The sequence below is a fragment of the Chryseobacterium sp. PvR013 genome (genome assembly GCF_017833095.1).
Lineage (GTDB): Bacteria > Bacteroidota > Bacteroidia > Flavobacteriales > Weeksellaceae > Chryseobacterium > Chryseobacterium culicis_A.
The window spans coordinates 1,948,694-1,965,055 of sequence record NZ_JAFIBT010000001.1; the positions used below are offsets into that span (position 1 = coordinate 1,948,694).

Consider the following 16,362-nt stretch of genomic DNA (forward strand, 5'->3'; position numbering starts at 1 on the left):
GTATGGGTTTCGGGATGCGAGTTATTAGTTGCTCGTTGTTTGGTTGCTGGTTGTTTTGGTTACGAGTTGTGGGTTTCTTTTGTTTCAAGTTTACTAGTTGCTGGCTACACAACCTTAAACTTTAAACTTTGAACTTTAAACTTTGAACCTTGAATTCTCCCTAATCCCTGCAACCTATCACCTGCAACCTAAAAAATATAATCTTTCATACGGGAAGTAGCCATTTCCCTGTCATTGAGAAAAGTAAGGAGGGCATCTAATTTGTCCTCCATTTTTTTGCCCGAAAATAAGCTTCGGTAAAAAGGAATAGCAAAACGGTATTTCTTGAAATCTGTAAACTGCCATGTATTGAGATAAATCAAAACAAACTCTTCGTTCTGCAAAGTTTCCAGCACCATATTCTGATAATACTTCATTGGCAAAATCTGAAATACAAAATCATTATAGGGCAGCTGGCTGTAAGGAGAGATACTTTCCGGAACAATACTCAATCCGTCCTCTTCTGTAATTACCGTATCTCTTTTGAGTCTTTTGAAAGGAAAAAGAATATTGGCATTATCGATATTGGAAACATAATTAAATTCCATCAGCTTCAAAATTTCCTGTGAAACTTTTACATCTTTCTGACGAATTCCTCTAATCTGTTTTTCCAGAAGATCCTGAATATTCTTCTTGGCATTTTCAATTTCTTCCGGATTTGATCCTTTATTATAAAAAGCAATTTCATGCCCTTTGGATGAAATTGCTTTTATTAAATTCTGAAGTTTTTCGATGAGAGAAACCTCTACAAAAAAACTTGATTTGATATCATGAATATCTAAAATTCTAAGAATTGCTCTGGTATTATTTTCTATGATTTTCAATCTCTCATCATCGGTAATAGAAGAGCCTTTTTTTACTTCAGCCTCAATACAAGTGATGTTAAAAGTCAATAATACCATTTAAATTAAAGTTTATATAAATTCTATAAAATATTAAAAATCAGATGTTAAAAATAAAACTAATTAAAGTATTACTTTATATAATTAATTCTTTCCTAATTTTACTTTCAAATTCTTAATCATGTCCTTTGTCATTTCAGAAATTCCGAAATCATACGTCAGACCCCAGTCTTTTTTAGCGACTGAATCATCAATAGAAGCAGGCCAAGAATCTGCAATTGCCTGTCTGAAATCCGGGTTATAATCAATTGCAAAATCCGGAATTTCTTTCTTGATTTCTTCTGCCAGTTCTTTTGGAGTAAATGACATTCCGCCCAAATTATAAGAAGAACGAACTGTTAAACTTTCTTTTGGAGCATCCATTAATTTCAGAGTAGCATTGATGGCATCATCCATATACAACATCGGCATTCCGGTATTTTCAGAAATGAAACTTGTATATTTTCCTTCTTCAATAGCTTTGTAAAAAATCTCAACGGCATAATCGGTAGTTCCACCTCCCGCTGGAGTTTTCCAGGAGATCAATCCAGGATATCTGATACTTCTTACATCTACCCCATATTTATCGAAATAGTATTCGCACCACTTCTCCCCTGCCATTTTAGAGATTCCGTAAACAGTTGTAGGGTTCAACACGACATCCTGTCCTACCTCATGCTTTGGAATTCCTTTTCCAAAAACAGCGATAGAACTTGGCCAGAAGATCTTTTTAAGAAGCCCTTCTTTCGCCATTTCACAAAAATGAAGCAATGGTTCAAGATTCAGTTTCCACGCAAAAATAGGCTGCTTTTCAGAAGTTCCGGATAAAAGTGAAGCCAGGTGATACACTGTAGTGATTTCATAATCATGAATTACCTGTCTTACCAATTGTGTATTGGTAACATCCATTCTTTCATAGTGTCCGGCAGAAGTAATTCCTTCCTGCCATCTGTCCAATCCTGAAGCAACAACGTTTTCCGCTCCGTGGATTTCAACAAGTCTGTTCGTAAGTTCGGTACCAATTTGTCCCAAGGCACCTGTAATCAGTATTCTTTCCGTATAGGATTCCATTTTCAGATTTTTTTAGAATTGTACAAAAGTAAAAAAAACATGCCAACCATAATAAAAAAGGTGGATTTAAAAACATTTCTCAGGGAGAAGGTACTGATAGCCAGTCAAAATTCTCCTCAACAATAGAAATAATCAAATACAATCATCAAAAGCTGACATTAACTTAAAATTCAATAATTTTGTTGTAAGAAAAAACAATCATATGAAGAAGATTTTAATTGCTTCGATGCTTTTGGCGGCACAGCTTAGCTGGGCTCAATTTACAGATATCAATATTATTAAAGAAGTACAGGTAAAAAATAAAGGTGTTGTAGTGTCTGCACACCCATTAGCCAGTGAAGCGGGAGCTAAAATCTTAAAGATGGGCGGAAATGCCTACGATGCTGTAACAGCTACACAATACGCTCTTGCTGTTGTGTATCCTCAGGCAGGAAACATTGGTGGTGGTGGTTTCCTGGTGGGTGTAAAAAGTAATGGGGAAAAATTCACATTGGATTACAGAGAAACAGCTCCGAAAAAGGCTTCCAGAGACATGTACATCGACAAAAAAGGAAAAGCAGATACTGACCTCTCCCAAAACGGAAGACTGGCGGTAGGTATTCCCGGAAGTGTGGCAGGATTCTTTGCTACCCTGAAATACTGTAAGCTTCCTATGGAAAAAATTATCCAACCCGCAATTGATCTGGCGGAAAAAGGATTTGCCATTACGGATAAGGAAGCAGAAATGCTGAATAACCAAAGAGAAAAATTCCAGAAACACAATAAATCTTCCATCATTTTTGTAAAGGATGCTCCATGGAAAGCTGGAGATCTTTTGGTTCAAAAAGACTTAGCTGAAACATTGAAACTGATCCAGAAATTGGGAGCTAAAGGCTTTTATGAAGGAAAAACTGCTGATCTTTTGATTGCCGAAATGAAAAGAGGAAATGGAATTATCACACTGGAAGATCTTAAAAATTACAAGGTTGCTGAAAGAAAAGCCCTGGAATTTGATTATAAAGGAAACAATGTCGTTACGATGCCTTTACCTTCGAGTGGTGGGGTTCTTCTTGCCCAGATGCTAAGAATGGCAAGTTTTGAAAATCTTGAAAAATACCAGCAAAACTCTACAAAAGCGGTCCAGATTATGACTGAAGCAGAACGCCGGGCTTATGCAGACAGAGCAGAATATATGGGAGACCCTGATTTTATTCAGGATAAAACGTCTTATCTGATCTCTGACGAATACCTGAAAGGCAGATGGAAAAGCTTTAGTTTTGATAAAGCAACTCCAAGTGCAGAAGTGGGTAAAATCATAGAACAACCTAAAGAATCTATGCAGACTACTCATATTTCCGTATTGGACAAGGATGGAAATGCTGCTTCTGTAACCACAACTCTTAACGGTTATTATGGAAGTAAAGTACTTGTTTCAGGGGCAGGATTCTTTTTAAATAACGAAATGGATGATTTCTCCATCAAACCGGGTGTACCGAATATGTTCGGAGCTGTAGGGGGTGAAGCCAATTCAATACAGCCCAACAAGAGAATGCTTTCTTCTATGACCCCAACGATTATTCTTAAAAACGGAAAACCTTATATGGTTGTGGGAACACCAGGAGGAACTACAATCCCAACTTCAGTGTATCAATCTATTGTGAATGTGGTGGATTTTAAACTGAATGCCAATATTTCAGTGAATGCTCCAAAGTTTCACCATCAGTGGCTGCCGGAAACCATCACTGTGGAAAATAATTTCCCCGAAAGTACCATTTCTGAGCTGAAAAGTAAGAATTACATCATTGAAAAGACAAAATACATTGGTAAAACAGAAATGATTGTTCTTGATGACAACGGAAATATTCACGCAGTGGCAGACGGTCGTGGCGATGATTCTGTAGCAATAGAATAATTATCATTTTACAATCCGTTAAAACTAAATAGGGCTCCGGCTTCATTTCTAAAGGGATAATTGTCTTTTAGAAATGAAGCCGGAGTTTTTTGCCTATAAAGCCTGCTCAGAAGATTCTTTTCAATGACTTTTGTCATGTTTTCAGATAAATTTTCTTAATTTTCGCCCTTAAAAAAACAAAACGACTGTTCTTTGAAAGCAAAAAAAATACACAATCAGCTTTATTTCCAAGTAATTATAGCCATTGTTGCGGGTATTCTTCTGGGAAAATTTTATCCTGAATTGGGAGAAAAGATGAAACCTTTAGGAGACGGATTCATCAAATTGGTAAAAATGATTATCGCTCCGGTAATTTTCATTACCCTTACTTTGGGAATTGCCCACATGACCGATTTGAAAAAAGTGGGAAGAATTGCTATCAAAGCAATGATTTATTTTTTCACATTTTCAACCCTTGCTCTTATCATCGGATTATTGGTAGGAAATATTTTACAACCTGGTCATGGTTTGAATATTGATCCATCTACACTCTCAGGTGATGTTTCGCAATACCAAACACAAGCTCATGAGTCAACGCTCACAGGGTTTATTATGAATATTATTCCGGAGACTTTATTCAGTCCATTGGTAGGTGAAAATATTCTCCAGGTTCTTTTGGTTGCTATTTTAATGGGGGTCGCTTTGGTTCTGACAAAAGAAAAAAGCCAGAAAGTAACCGATTTTCTACAAGATTTATCGACTCCAGTATTTAAAATTGTCCACATGCTTATGAAACTTGCCCCAATAGGCGCTTTCGGAGCAATGGCTTTCACGATTGGAAAATACGGACTTCATTCTGTACTCAACCTTATATTTCTGGTGGGTACATTCTATATCACGTCTATTCTTTTTGTTGTTCTGGTATTAGGAGCAGTAGCATGGTATAACGGATTTAATATTTTCAAACTCCTTTTCTACCTTAAAGAGGAACTTCTTCTCGTTTTAGGGACAAGTTCATCAGAATCTGCCTTGCCGGGTATTATGGAAAAACTTGAAAAAGCAGGCTGCTCGCGGGCAATTGTAGGTCTTGTGGTTCCTACCGGTTATTCTTTCAATCTTGATGGAACCAATATCTACATGACGCTTGCCTCTCTCTTTATTGCCCAGGCATTAAATATTCATCTTCCTATTGAAAAACAGCTGATGCTTCTTTTGGTCGCTATGTTAAGTTCAAAAGGTGCAGCAGGAGTTACAGGTGCAGGATTTGTTACTCTGGCAGCAACTCTGGCAGTTGTTCCTGAAATTCCGATTGCAGGAATGACTTTAATTCTTGGAATCGACAAATTCATGAGTGAATGCAGGGCTTTAACAAATGTTATCGGAAATTCTGTAGCCACCGTAGTGGTTGCCAACTGGGAAAAACAGCTCGACAAAGAACAGCTTCAGTACTGCCTGGATCATCCGGCTGAAGTTGAGAAAAAACTGGAGATGTAAGAAGGTAGCAGATGTTAGGTAATAGGGATTAGGTGGCAGGGATTAGAAATGATGTCAATAGTGAATTTTGCTTTGCAAGTGAATGGTGAATTTTGATACAGAACCAAGATTCAAGAGCCAAGAGCCAAGATAATGACAACCTAATAGAACCAGCAACAAAAATAACCAGCAACCTGTACCCTACAACAAAATATTCAAACTCGCAGGCTGTAATTAGGCAGATGTTAGGTAATAGGGATTAGGTGGTAAGGATTAGAAATGATGTCAATAGTGAATTTTGCTTCGCAAGTGAATGGTGAATTTTGATACAGAACCAAGATTCAAGAGCCAAGATAATGACAACCTAATAGAACCAGCAACAAAAATAACTAGCAACAAAAATAACCAGCACCTGTACCTTACACCAAAATATTCAAACTCGCTGGCTGTACTTTAACATGAACCGGTGATTTGATTTTATTAAATTCACCATCCAGATGCCAGTTCTTGGTATTCACTTTAAATGTTATTTCAGAGACTGGAAGGTAGGTCACATATTCATCATCTTTCAGTCTTTTGGTAAACATTCTGAAAGCAAACAGTGCAGAATAGGTCAGTGGAAATTTTTTCACCAAAACCATATCCACCAAACCGTCACTTTTACTGGCTTTTGGTGCAATGTAAGCATTGTTCCCAAACTGACGCGTATTGGCAATGTTCATCATCAGATAACGGCCGTTGTACTGTTGATATTTTTCATCATCAAACTTTACTTTGATGGGCTTATAATTGAAGAATGTTTTCAGGGAAACCTTAATATAGTTTTTGAATCCACGGCTTGTTTTTTCAAACTCTTTCACCACTTTACCGTCAAATCCAGTTCCTGAAACATTGATGGAAAGCCTGTCGTTTACAGTAAAAGTATCAATCTTTCTGGAGTTTTTAACTTTTATTTTCTCTAACAGTTCATCAAGATTTTTACTGAATCGTGTTTCATTGGAAAATCCGTTTCCAGAACCTGCCGGAAAAATAGCCAGAATTTTGTTTGTATTAATAAGGTTTTTGGCTACTGTAGAAATGGTACCATCTCCTCCTATCGCCACAAAAATATCTACCTGTTCGAAATGAGCCTGAATAAATTCATCGGTTCCGACAATAGATTCTGAAACATAATACAAAGGATCATTAACCTTTGCTTTAAGTTCGTTCAAAAACGGCTGATAATTTTTTTTGGCCGAAAAAGGATTGATAATAAAAGCTACTTTGTCCATTGCCACAAAATTAAAAAATGCTTCCAGAACTGGAAGCATTAATTTACTTAATTTTCATTCTTTCTTTAAATTCTGCATTTAAAGTGCCTTTCAGGTCTTCCCATGAAACAGGAATTGTAATGTCTCCGGCGGCAAAAGCGGCAATTTCATAGGGACTATAGTGAAAATACAGGTTTTTATCATCAAAATAAAAATTATCAGAGGCCGGAATTTTATCCACTAAAAGCATTTCTGAGTTTTTCACTTCTCCATCTCCATCCATTGTTCCGCTGTTAATTTTATCAATATTTTTCATCAGAATGGTTTCAATCTTATTTTTAGGCAATGAAGTAATATCTTTTAATTCTAATTTTTTGCTGTTTTTAAGATCAAAAACCCTTTCGGAAAATCCGTAGTTATCATGCGCTCCTCCTTCATATCCGCTTCCTACATATTGGATATGCATATAGCCGTTTATATTAGAAATAAGATTCATATGGGAGCTTGAATACCAGTTTTGAGCATAAGTAACGTCTGAAGCCCAGTCTTTATTATCTTTTTTGACAGAGTTGAAATAACTATTCTTTTCACTATCCAGATAAGCCTGAAGACCGGTTTTGGAGAAATCTTTAATTTTTTCATTCTGGAAATAGATGCTGTCCAGTAGCTTTTTATCTTTTAAAGTAGGAAAAACCAACAGCTTTGAAGTGTAGCTCACTTTTAAAGAGTCTGTAATTTTTGTAGAGTCACTTACTTTTACAGAGTCTACTACAAATTCTTCACTTTTTTTGTTTTCTATATTCTCTGCTTTTGCCGCCGTTTCATTTTTTTTACAGGCGGCAACTGCTAAGAAAGAAGATAATGCTATAACAGCAATCGTATTTTTCATAATTTTATTTTTGGGGTATCAAATACAAAAACCATTCAAAAGATGAATGGTTTTTGAAAAAATTTTATTTTTTTGTTTAACTCCTGCCAAACATTACTTTTTAACAAGGCTGATCACCTGATTTTCAAATTTTGAAGCGACTCCCCAGATTTGTTTAAATGCAGGATAATATTCTTTCGGATAATCTGAACTGCTAATTTTTGAGGTAGTGGTAACCTCCAGTTTATTTCCTATTTGTTTTACAGAATAGTTGTATTCTATTTCTTTATCTTCTGTAACAATTTTTTTCTCTTTAGGCATTTCCTCAATCACATATCCTTCAGGGATTTCAAGAATCACCTTTTTTATTTTGGTACTAGGTGCCCCAAAATCGATAGGAAATTGTCTGGCTTCTGTCTGATCAAATTCATTGGAATTCTTATTTAAAAACAACATTGGATTAATGATCATTTTCTTTCCTACCTTGTCAATAAGATTCGTTGAAGAAAACTTCATGCTGCTTTCAAACTCGCCGTTCTCCAATACTTTTGAATCGATATCCGTGAAATCCATTGAGAAATTCTCTTTATACTGTTTTTTATATTTTTCAGGGTTTTCATCATAATCATCCTTCACATACATTGCAAACACACCGGTATCTCTGTCAGAATAAGCACCGGAAACGCTGCCATCTTCATTAATTTTCGCATTTACGGTAAGGTAAGTATTTCCAGGTTTAGTATTTACCATCTGAAGTTGAACAGCTTTCTCCTTACCCAGCAAAATACCAAATTGGTTCCAGTCTCTCAGAGGAAGTTCATTCATGGAAGATTGTTTTGAAGTAGCATCAAAGATTTGAATACCTCCTGCAGTTTCTACAGCTGCTAAAACAAAATTTGTGTTGGTAACGTTGGGAGATACAATATTAATCAGACCGTTCTCTACGGTTGAAATAAGTAATGGATCTGCTTTAATATTTGCTTCACGAAGAAGCATTATTAAGAACAGGTTAATTTCTGCAGCATTACCTGTTTTGCTTTCAATCAGTTTTTTGATACCGTCTTCCGTATAGATTCCTTTATCTTTATTCCATGTAAATGTTTTCTGAACATATCTGAATATGGCATTTGCTTTTTCAAGGTCAGTTTTCATATCAGCTATTCCCGCCGGCATATTTTCTTTCGCCAGTTTTGTTTTTTTAAGCTCACCTCCGAAATCATTATTATCATAGAGTCTTTTCTTAATCTGTTCCCAGGAAGATGAGTATAATTTAAGTTCCCCAAAATTGGTGGAATTAAGCTCAGCACTGATTTTTGTACGAAAGTTTCTGCTATTTCTCACGAACTTCTCCGCTTTAAAACCTTTCAAATTTTCAAAACCAAATCTGTATGTTCTATATTGGGCACCATATAATGTTCTGTCAGAAACTTCATTATATTTAGGAGTAAGACTTCCGGTATAGTTAATATTATAAGAAATACTCACGGGAGTATCCATAACATATTCTGTGTAAAGTGAGGGAGTATCCAGCTCAATAACGATTTCAGGAATCGTATAAAGAAACGCAAACGGTGTGATCACTTCATACTGATATTCTAATACCGATCCGTCTTTCACATTAGGAAAAGCAAATTTGTTAACCGTAGTATTTTTATTTTCCTTGCTTTTATATTTAGAGCTTTTTTCAACCTTTACCGGTACAGCCTTTCCACCTTCCAGATTATAGGTAAATGCCTTGAATTTAGTTAATGATTCATGTTCATTAACTCCTGTATAAAGAGGAACTTCTACATTTAATAAGTCTTCTGCATTATCTTTTTTGTAAATTTTTACTCTGTAAATATATTCTCTGTGTAGATCGCCTGTAGAGGCATCTACTCTGAAATGTATAGATCTGTACAAAACTTCAGCGGGTGCATTTTCATCCAGTAAAGATTTAACTTTGGATAAATCTGCTTCTGAAAATTTTGGAGCCTCTAAAAATTCATGCTTTTGTGCTTTAATACATATAAGGTTTGTAGAACAAACCAATAACAATACTATTTTTTTCATCATTATGCCTTTGTAATTAAAATTTTTGAATTGTCCATGTTTATTGTTTTCTTTATGAAGTTTACATATTCGTTATATTTTTCTTTGGGATAAGCTCCTTTATTGATTTGTATTTTTCTTTTCACGATGATTCCCTCTCCATTCTTTACAAAATTTAAGGTATAGAAACCATATTCAGATTTAAGGTTGATATTTTCAGGAGTCTCTTCTACTTTATATCCATTGGGAAGGCTGAAACTGATTTCATATTCATCCTCATAAGATTGTCCGATTTCAAAAGGAAGTTCACGGCTTTCGTCCGTTTTATGGATGGCATCATTGTATATAGGAACCGCTCTGAATAGTAAACTGTTTCCTACTTTTTTAGCATAATGGCTGGCTTTAAAATCAATATCATAGGTTATGAAAGCATTGTCTCTATTATTGACAAAATTTTTCATTTCTACTTTTTCAAAGTTCAAAATATCCAAAGATCTTTTTAAAGCATCATTTCTTTCTTTGGGACTTAAACCGGTAAATGCTAAATTATAATCATACTGGTATCCTGTGTAATGAAAACTTCCTTCACCCTGAATACTGTTATCCTCTCCTACTTTGATTTTCAGGGTCTGTTTTTCTTTATTCTGTTCGGCAGAATATACAGGAGTATTGATGAGTTCTATCCCCGTTTTCTTTACTGAAAGTACATTTCGGTCTGTTGTGCTGTACCCCAGGTGGTTGAATGCAATTTGTTGGGATGTATTCTCAAGCCAGATATTCCCTTTTTCTGTAGGTACCATTAAAATAGCATGGTTCCCTCCCATTCTTGGGAAATCCGGATCAAAAGATATCTGGGAAGCTCCGGAATTAATAACACAATAATAAGAAGGCACTCCTGCTTCATCAAGAAGAGTTTTCATATAATTGGTAAGTCCTTTACAGTCTCCGTAGCCTTTTTTGTCCACTTCATCAGGAAGCATTGGAAGCCATCCGCCAATTCCCAACCCTACGTAGATGTATCTGGTCTTATTCTGCATATACTGATAAATCGTCTTTACTTTATCTTCTACAGATCCTTGTAAGTTCAGCGATGCTATCTCAGATTTGATAGCCGGAGTAGAAACGGCAACAGGTTCTATAAGGTTATTGTAGTACCATGTTCCAAAATCTGTCCAGTTCGTCAAAGTACCCTGTTTTCCTGCAAGATTAAATTTCGCCAGAGAGAAACTTACTTTCGGTAAAATTTTGGCAGGTTGTGGAATTAAAGAAATATCATCAATGGCGGGAACGTTTTTGTAGGTAAATACTTTTTCATTGGCACTCCCACTTTCTGCAACTGATGCATAATTGAACTTTGACGGATACGTTTTCGTTCTAAGCTCTATCCCGGAGGTGTTGATAATTTTAAATTCCGCTTCTTCCAAAGAGGTATTGGTAGAAAAGAAAGGTACAAAATCAGGAATAAAAACCGTATTTTTATCTGATATCTGATAAGAGAAATCTACTGTATAAGGATATTCCGTTGGAGTATAGTTAAAAACCATAATTCTGCTGTCAGAATAAAAAATTCCGTGACGGTTATTGGCAAAATCACCAAAATCTGATTTTGAAAAACTTTTTATTTTCTTTCCTGCTTCATTATAGATGGTAACTTTCACATCAGAGATACTGTTTCCTTTATCATAGGGGATATAGGCAACTGCTTTATCATCACCATCTTTATTTAAAACAGTTTTTACCGTATTAATCTGATATTTTATATCATCAATCTTATGAATGTTCACAGTGGTCAGATCTTTTCTGACTACCAGATTAGCATTTTTCTTTAAATTTTCAGGAATTGCAGAGGCAGGATAGCTCTGTGCAAAATAGAATGAGGCGGCAGATAAAGCCCCCAAGACTAGTATTTTCATCATTACTGCTAATTTTAAATAAATTATTAAAATTTTGTATTATTTTTTTACCAAACTAATGACCTGATTTTCCGTTTCAGAAATCGTTTTCCAGATTTGTTTAAAAAACGGATAGTATTCTTTAGGGTAATTTTGACTGGCAATACCTATTTTTGAGGTAATTATTATTTTATTACCAAGTGTTTCAACCTTGTATAAAAAAGATATTTCCTGATCATCCGTAGCCATCTTTTTATCTTTCGGAAGGCTTAACACTTTATAATTTTCAGGAATTTCAAGTTCTATTCTTTTTTCTTTATTAAAAGCCGAAATAAAATCAATCTGATATTTCCTTTCATGGGACTGATCAAACAATTCTTTTTCAGCATTTAAAAACATGATTGGATTGATAACGATTTTGTCTCCTATTACATCCATCAGGTTAGAATCGGAAAATGCCATCTGAGTTTCAAAATCACCATTGTCCAGGAGTTTTGGTTCCACATTTTTCCCATCTATATTATATCGCGACGGAAACACCTGTTTATATTTATCTTTGTTTCTATCAAATTCATCATAAGAGTTAATTGCATACATGCCGCTATCCTTTTGTGTGAAAATTCCTTTTACTAAAGAATTTCCCAGGTCTAAGCTGGCTTTGATATTCATCTCTTTTTTACTGATATTGGTATTAGAGAATGACAGAGATGTTCCTTTTTTTCCTTCCAATAAAATTCCGAAATCATTCCAATCCCTCTCTGGTAGCATATTTACCTTAGAATTAAATGAAGTTGCATCATAAAAATAAATTTGATTATTAATTTTAACGGATGTCAAAACAAAATTTAAATTATTGATATTAGGTGAAATAACATTCAGAATACCATTATCAACAGTAGAAATCAGAAGAGGATTAGCTTCAATTCCGGCATCTCTCAAAAGCATAGTCAAAAGAAGATTTATATCTGCACTATTTCCAGATTTTGTTTTGATAAGCTGTCTTAAATTCTGGGAAGCCATTATTCCTGTCTTCTCGTTCCATCTATAATTTTCCTTGACAAAATTGAAAATTTTATCTGCTCTTCCTAAAGGGTCATAATAGGTTTTAATATTCTCAGGAAGAATATCTTTCACATTACCTTTTAAAAAACTTCCAAAGTCATCAAAGCTATAAAGCTTGTCTGCAAGGTTGTTCCAGTCTTTGAACTCACTATACGTAAAATATTTGGTTGAAAATCTTTTAAGTTCAGGTTTAATTTTCCCTCTGAATCTATTCAGGTCTTTTACATATTTTTCCTTCTGAATAGATTTCATATCCTCATATCCAAATCTGAAAACATTATATAAAGCTCCTAAACGATCCTCAGTAGTGGAAATATGGTATTTTGGTTTAAAAATACTTCCTGTGCTGTTAAAAGAATACGTAATAGGCTCATCAGGATATTCCAAATTATACTCCTGATAAACAACCGGAATATTGTATTCCAGAAAATATACCGGATTGGAGATATTATTACTCGTCACTTTATAACTGTATTCTATTACAGATCCGTCTGAAATATTAGGTAAAGCAAGTTTATAAATATTTACCCCTTCAGTAAAATTCTCTTTTAACTGTTCTTTTTTATCAATTATTATTTTTTCGACTTTATTATTGGAGAGGTTATATATTCTCACTTCAAACTTACTCAACGATTCATCGGTAAGAAGAGGGATGTTTATATTAAGCCAATCTTCTGAGCGCTTTTTGTCGTAGATTTTAATTTTTGAATACCACTCTTTTTCCAAAGAATTATCATTCATGATATTATATCGAACACTATTGTAGAGAATCTCAGCAGGGGCGTCCTTTTCTATAAGTGAATTCGTTTTTTTTAGATCAGCTTCATCAAATAAAGGTGGAGAGAGGAATTTATGCTGTGCAAAAAATGTATTAAATACAAGGCAGCTCACCGCTACTGTAAGTTTAGCATTAATTTTCATCGGTTTTTATTGATTTTGAGAATTCGTAGAAATTGCAGAAGCAGGGTCGCTCTGCCCGAAATAGAATGAGGCGGTAGATAAAGCCTCCAAGACTAATATTTTCATCATAGTTATTAAAGTTATACAAAAATAATAAAATCTTAATAACTGTTAAAAAAAATATAAAAGGCTTCAACATATGAAGCCTTCAACCTAATACTTAAAAAGTACAATTTCATATGTACTTATAAGGATATGAACACATTATCAACTTTTCATTTTCTATTTCTGAAAAGTTAGAACAGAATATTTATAATCATTCTATTTTGGAGAAGGAATATTTATTCTGTTTTTATGAAGGGTAAAACTTCATATTGTCTGCATTTCAAAAATAGAATAAAATATGATTCATGTATTTCAAATATTGTAGAATTAATAACAAGAAGAAGTACAATTAATTCTACAATCCTGAAATTTGCTCATAAAAAAAAGACTCCAATACTGAAGTCTTTTAGTTTTTTTTCTTTCTTTTTAATCATTCGGAACCAGTTTACTATCAAATTGATCGCTTCCAAGCCCCAGTACAGGAATAAAGATAAATCCAAAAAGAAGAATCAAAATTGTGTACAGAGGCGTTTCCTTGGAAAACCCTTTAGCAAGTCTGTCATACACTACCCAGCATGCAAAAATGTTTACCAGTGGAATAAAGAAAAGAATGATCCACCAAATGGGTTTTTTCACGATTTCTAATAGTACAATTGTATTATAAATAGGAATAAAGGCTGCCCAGGCATCTTGTCTTCCTGCTTTCTGGAAGATTTTGTACATGCAATATCCATAGAATATATAGCATAACAGGCCGAAGAACATTGTTCCGAGTCCTAATCCTGCAGCGGCTGCACCAGACACTGCATCTGTCCCATTATAAGGGTCTGTCTGTAAAAGAGTTAACATATTATTGTTTTTTTGGTTTATCCAAATATAAAAAAAGCTTCTAAATAATTAGAAGCTTTTTTTATTATATTTTTAAAAACGTTTATGCATCAATTTTTGCATATTTCGCATTTTTCTCGATAAACTCTCTTCTTGGAGGTACCTCATCCCCCATCAACATAGAGAATACACTGTCTGCTTCTACTGCGTTATCAATAGTTACCTGCTTCAGAATTCTGTGTTCAGGGTTCAGTGTTGTTTCCCAAAGCTGTTCAGGATTCATTTCTCCAAGACCTTTGTAACGCTGTACTTCTACACCTTTACCATCCGGAGCCATTTCTAAAGTAAACTCTTCACGTTCTTTTTCGTTATAAGCATACACTTTTTTGTTCCCTTTCTTTAATAAGTATAAAGGAGGTTGAGCAATATAGATATATCCATTCTCAATAAGTTCCTTCATATATCTGAAGAAGAAAGTAAGGATCAATGTAGAAATGTGAGATCCATCAATATCGGCATCGGTCATGATAACAATTTTATGGTATCTTAATTTTGCCATATTTAAAGCTTTGCTATCTTCTTCTGTTCCTACAGAAACTCCAAGTGCAGTATAAATATTTCTGATTTCCTCGTTATCATACACTTTATGAAGCATAGACTTCTCTACGTTCAAAATCTTACCTCTTAATGGTAGAATAGCCTGGAAGTGTCTGTCTCTACCCTGCTTCGCTGTTCCACCTGCGGAATCTCCCTCTACAAGGAAAAGTTCAGATTCAGCTGGGTCTTTGGATGAACAGTCAGATAGTTTTCCTGGAAGACCTGAACCTCCCATTGGAGATTTTCTCTGAACCATTTCTCTAGCCTTTTTAGCTGCTTGTCTTGCTTTAGCTGCTAAAACAACTTTCTGAACAATGATTTTAGCTTCGTTAGGGTTTTCTTCCAAGAAGTTGGTAAGCATTTCTCCTACAATCTTATCAACAGCACCGGAAACTTCAGAGTTTCCTAATTTTGTTTTGGTTTGTCCTTCAAACTGAGGTTCCATTACTTTTACAGAAACTACAGCTGTAAGTCCTTCACGGAAGTCATCACCGGTAATTTCTACTTTTTCTTTTGCCGGAAGTCCTAATTCATCAGCATATTTCTTTAAAGTTCTTGTTAAAGCTCTTCTGAAACCTGCAAGGTGAGTACCTCCTTCGTGCGTATTGATATTATTAACGTAAGAGTGAAGATTTTCGTTAAATGATGTATTATAACGCATTGCCACCTCAACAGGAATATCATCTCTTTCGCCTTCCATGAAGATCACATGCTCCATAATAGATTCACGGCTACCATCGATGTAGGCAACAAATTCTTTCAAACCACCTTCAGAATGAAAAACTTCTGAACGGAAAGAACCGTCTTCCAATTTTTCTCTTTCATCGGTAAGCGTAATCGTAATTCCCTTATTTAGGTAAGAAAGCTCTCTTAAACGGCTTGCTAATGTATCGTAATTATAGATTAATTCTGTAAATATAGTATCATCCGGCTGGAAAAACTGTTTAGTTCCTCTTGTATCACTGTGACCGATTTCTTCAACCTGAGTCTGTGCTTTTCCTTTAGAATATATCTGTTGATAAATATTCCCATCTCTGTAAACGGTAGTTACCATTTCGTTAGAAAGTGCATTCACACACGAAACCCCTACCCCGTGAAGACCTCCTGAAACCTTATAAGAGTCTTTATCAAACTTACCTCCGGCTCCAATTTTTGTCATTACCACTTCAAGGGCAGATTTCTGCTCTTTTTCGTGGAAATCAACCGGGATACCTCTACCGTTATCACTTACTTCAATTCCGTTTCCTTCCTTGATGCTAACGAAGATCGTGTCACAGTACCCTGCCAATGCCTCGTCAATAGAGTTATCTACTACTTCATAAACCAAATGGTGAAGACCTCTTGTTCCTACATCACCAATGTACATTGAAGGACGCATACGAACGTGCTCCATTCCTTCCAATGCCTGAATACTACTAGCTGTATATTGTTTTTGACTCATATTAAATATTAAAAATCTTGCTCTATGCAAAGACTTACAAATATCGTGATTTTT

The 16,362-nt window shown here is 35.0% G+C and carries 11 protein-coding genes; 2 read left to right on the forward strand and 9 right to left on the reverse strand.

Annotation, left to right across the window (positions count from 1 at the left end; translation table 11 throughout):
* Positions 1–188: 188 nt before the first annotated feature.
* Together JOE44_RS08630 and JOE44_RS08635 are read right to left on the reverse strand one after the other, a co-directional pair.
* Positions 189–941, reverse strand: a complete 753-nt coding sequence (locus JOE44_RS08630) for a polysaccharide deacetylase family protein (RefSeq protein WP_209785229.1) — start codon at positions 939–941, stop codon at positions 189–191.
* Positions 942–1,025: 84 nt separating this feature from the next.
* Positions 1,026–1,991, reverse strand: a complete 966-nt coding sequence (locus JOE44_RS08635; RefSeq protein ID WP_209785230.1) for an NAD-dependent epimerase/dehydratase family protein — start codon at positions 1,989–1,991, stop codon at positions 1,026–1,028.
* 202 nt (positions 1,992–2,193) lie between these two features.
* Here JOE44_RS08635 and ggt point away from each other — a divergent pair, with 202 nt between their 5' ends.
* Positions 2,194–3,882: a gamma-glutamyltransferase gene (ggt, locus tag JOE44_RS08640; RefSeq protein WP_209785231.1), complete on the forward strand. Its 1,689-nt coding sequence runs from the start codon at positions 2,194–2,196 to the stop codon at positions 3,880–3,882.
* 192 nt (positions 3,883–4,074) lie between these two features.
* Entirely contained in the window at positions 4,075–5,355 is a 1,281-nt protein-coding gene (locus tag JOE44_RS08645) for a dicarboxylate/amino acid:cation symporter (RefSeq protein WP_209785232.1), read from the forward strand.
* A gap of 398 nt (positions 5,356–5,753) precedes the next feature.
* Here JOE44_RS08645 and JOE44_RS08650 read toward each other — a convergent pair whose 3' ends face one another.
* The 7 genes from JOE44_RS08650 to gyrB form a co-directional block, all read right to left on the reverse strand.
* Positions 5,754–6,605 (reverse strand): YegS/Rv2252/BmrU family lipid kinase, encoded by an 852-nt coding sequence (locus tag JOE44_RS08650; protein ID WP_209789140.1) that lies wholly within the window; start codon positions 6,603–6,605, stop codon positions 5,754–5,756.
* A 43-nt stretch (positions 6,606–6,648) separates the two neighbouring features.
* Positions 6,649–7,473, reverse strand: a complete 825-nt coding sequence (locus JOE44_RS08655; RefSeq protein ID WP_209785233.1) for an RsiV family protein — start codon at positions 7,471–7,473, stop codon at positions 6,649–6,651.
* 93 nt (positions 7,474–7,566) lie between these two features.
* Positions 7,567–9,507: a DUF3857 domain-containing protein gene (locus JOE44_RS08660; RefSeq protein WP_245169741.1), complete on the reverse strand. Its 1,941-nt coding sequence runs from the start codon at positions 9,505–9,507 to the stop codon at positions 7,567–7,569.
* Positions 9,507–11,399: a DUF3857 domain-containing protein gene (locus tag JOE44_RS08665; protein WP_209785234.1), complete on the reverse strand. Its 1,893-nt coding sequence runs from the start codon at positions 11,397–11,399 to the stop codon at positions 9,507–9,509. The genes JOE44_RS08660 and JOE44_RS08665 overlap by 1 nt, the downstream gene beginning before the upstream one ends.
* A gap of 36 nt (positions 11,400–11,435) precedes the next feature.
* A complete protein-coding gene (locus JOE44_RS08670; protein ID WP_209785235.1) occupies positions 11,436–13,358 on the reverse strand; it encodes a DUF3857 domain-containing protein in 1,923 nt (640 codons plus the stop codon).
* A gap of 510 nt (positions 13,359–13,868) precedes the next feature.
* On the reverse strand, positions 13,869–14,291 hold the full coding sequence (locus JOE44_RS08675) for a DUF5684 domain-containing protein (RefSeq protein ID WP_209785236.1): 423 nt from the start codon (positions 14,289–14,291) through the stop codon (positions 13,869–13,871).
* Between the two features lie 82 nt (positions 14,292–14,373).
* The gene (gene gyrB, locus JOE44_RS08680; RefSeq protein ID WP_209785237.1) at positions 14,374–16,308 is read right to left on the reverse strand and encodes a DNA topoisomerase (ATP-hydrolyzing) subunit B; all 1,935 of its coding nucleotides are present in this window, start codon (positions 16,306–16,308) and stop codon (positions 14,374–14,376) included.
* Positions 16,309–16,362: the final 54 nt, after the last annotated feature.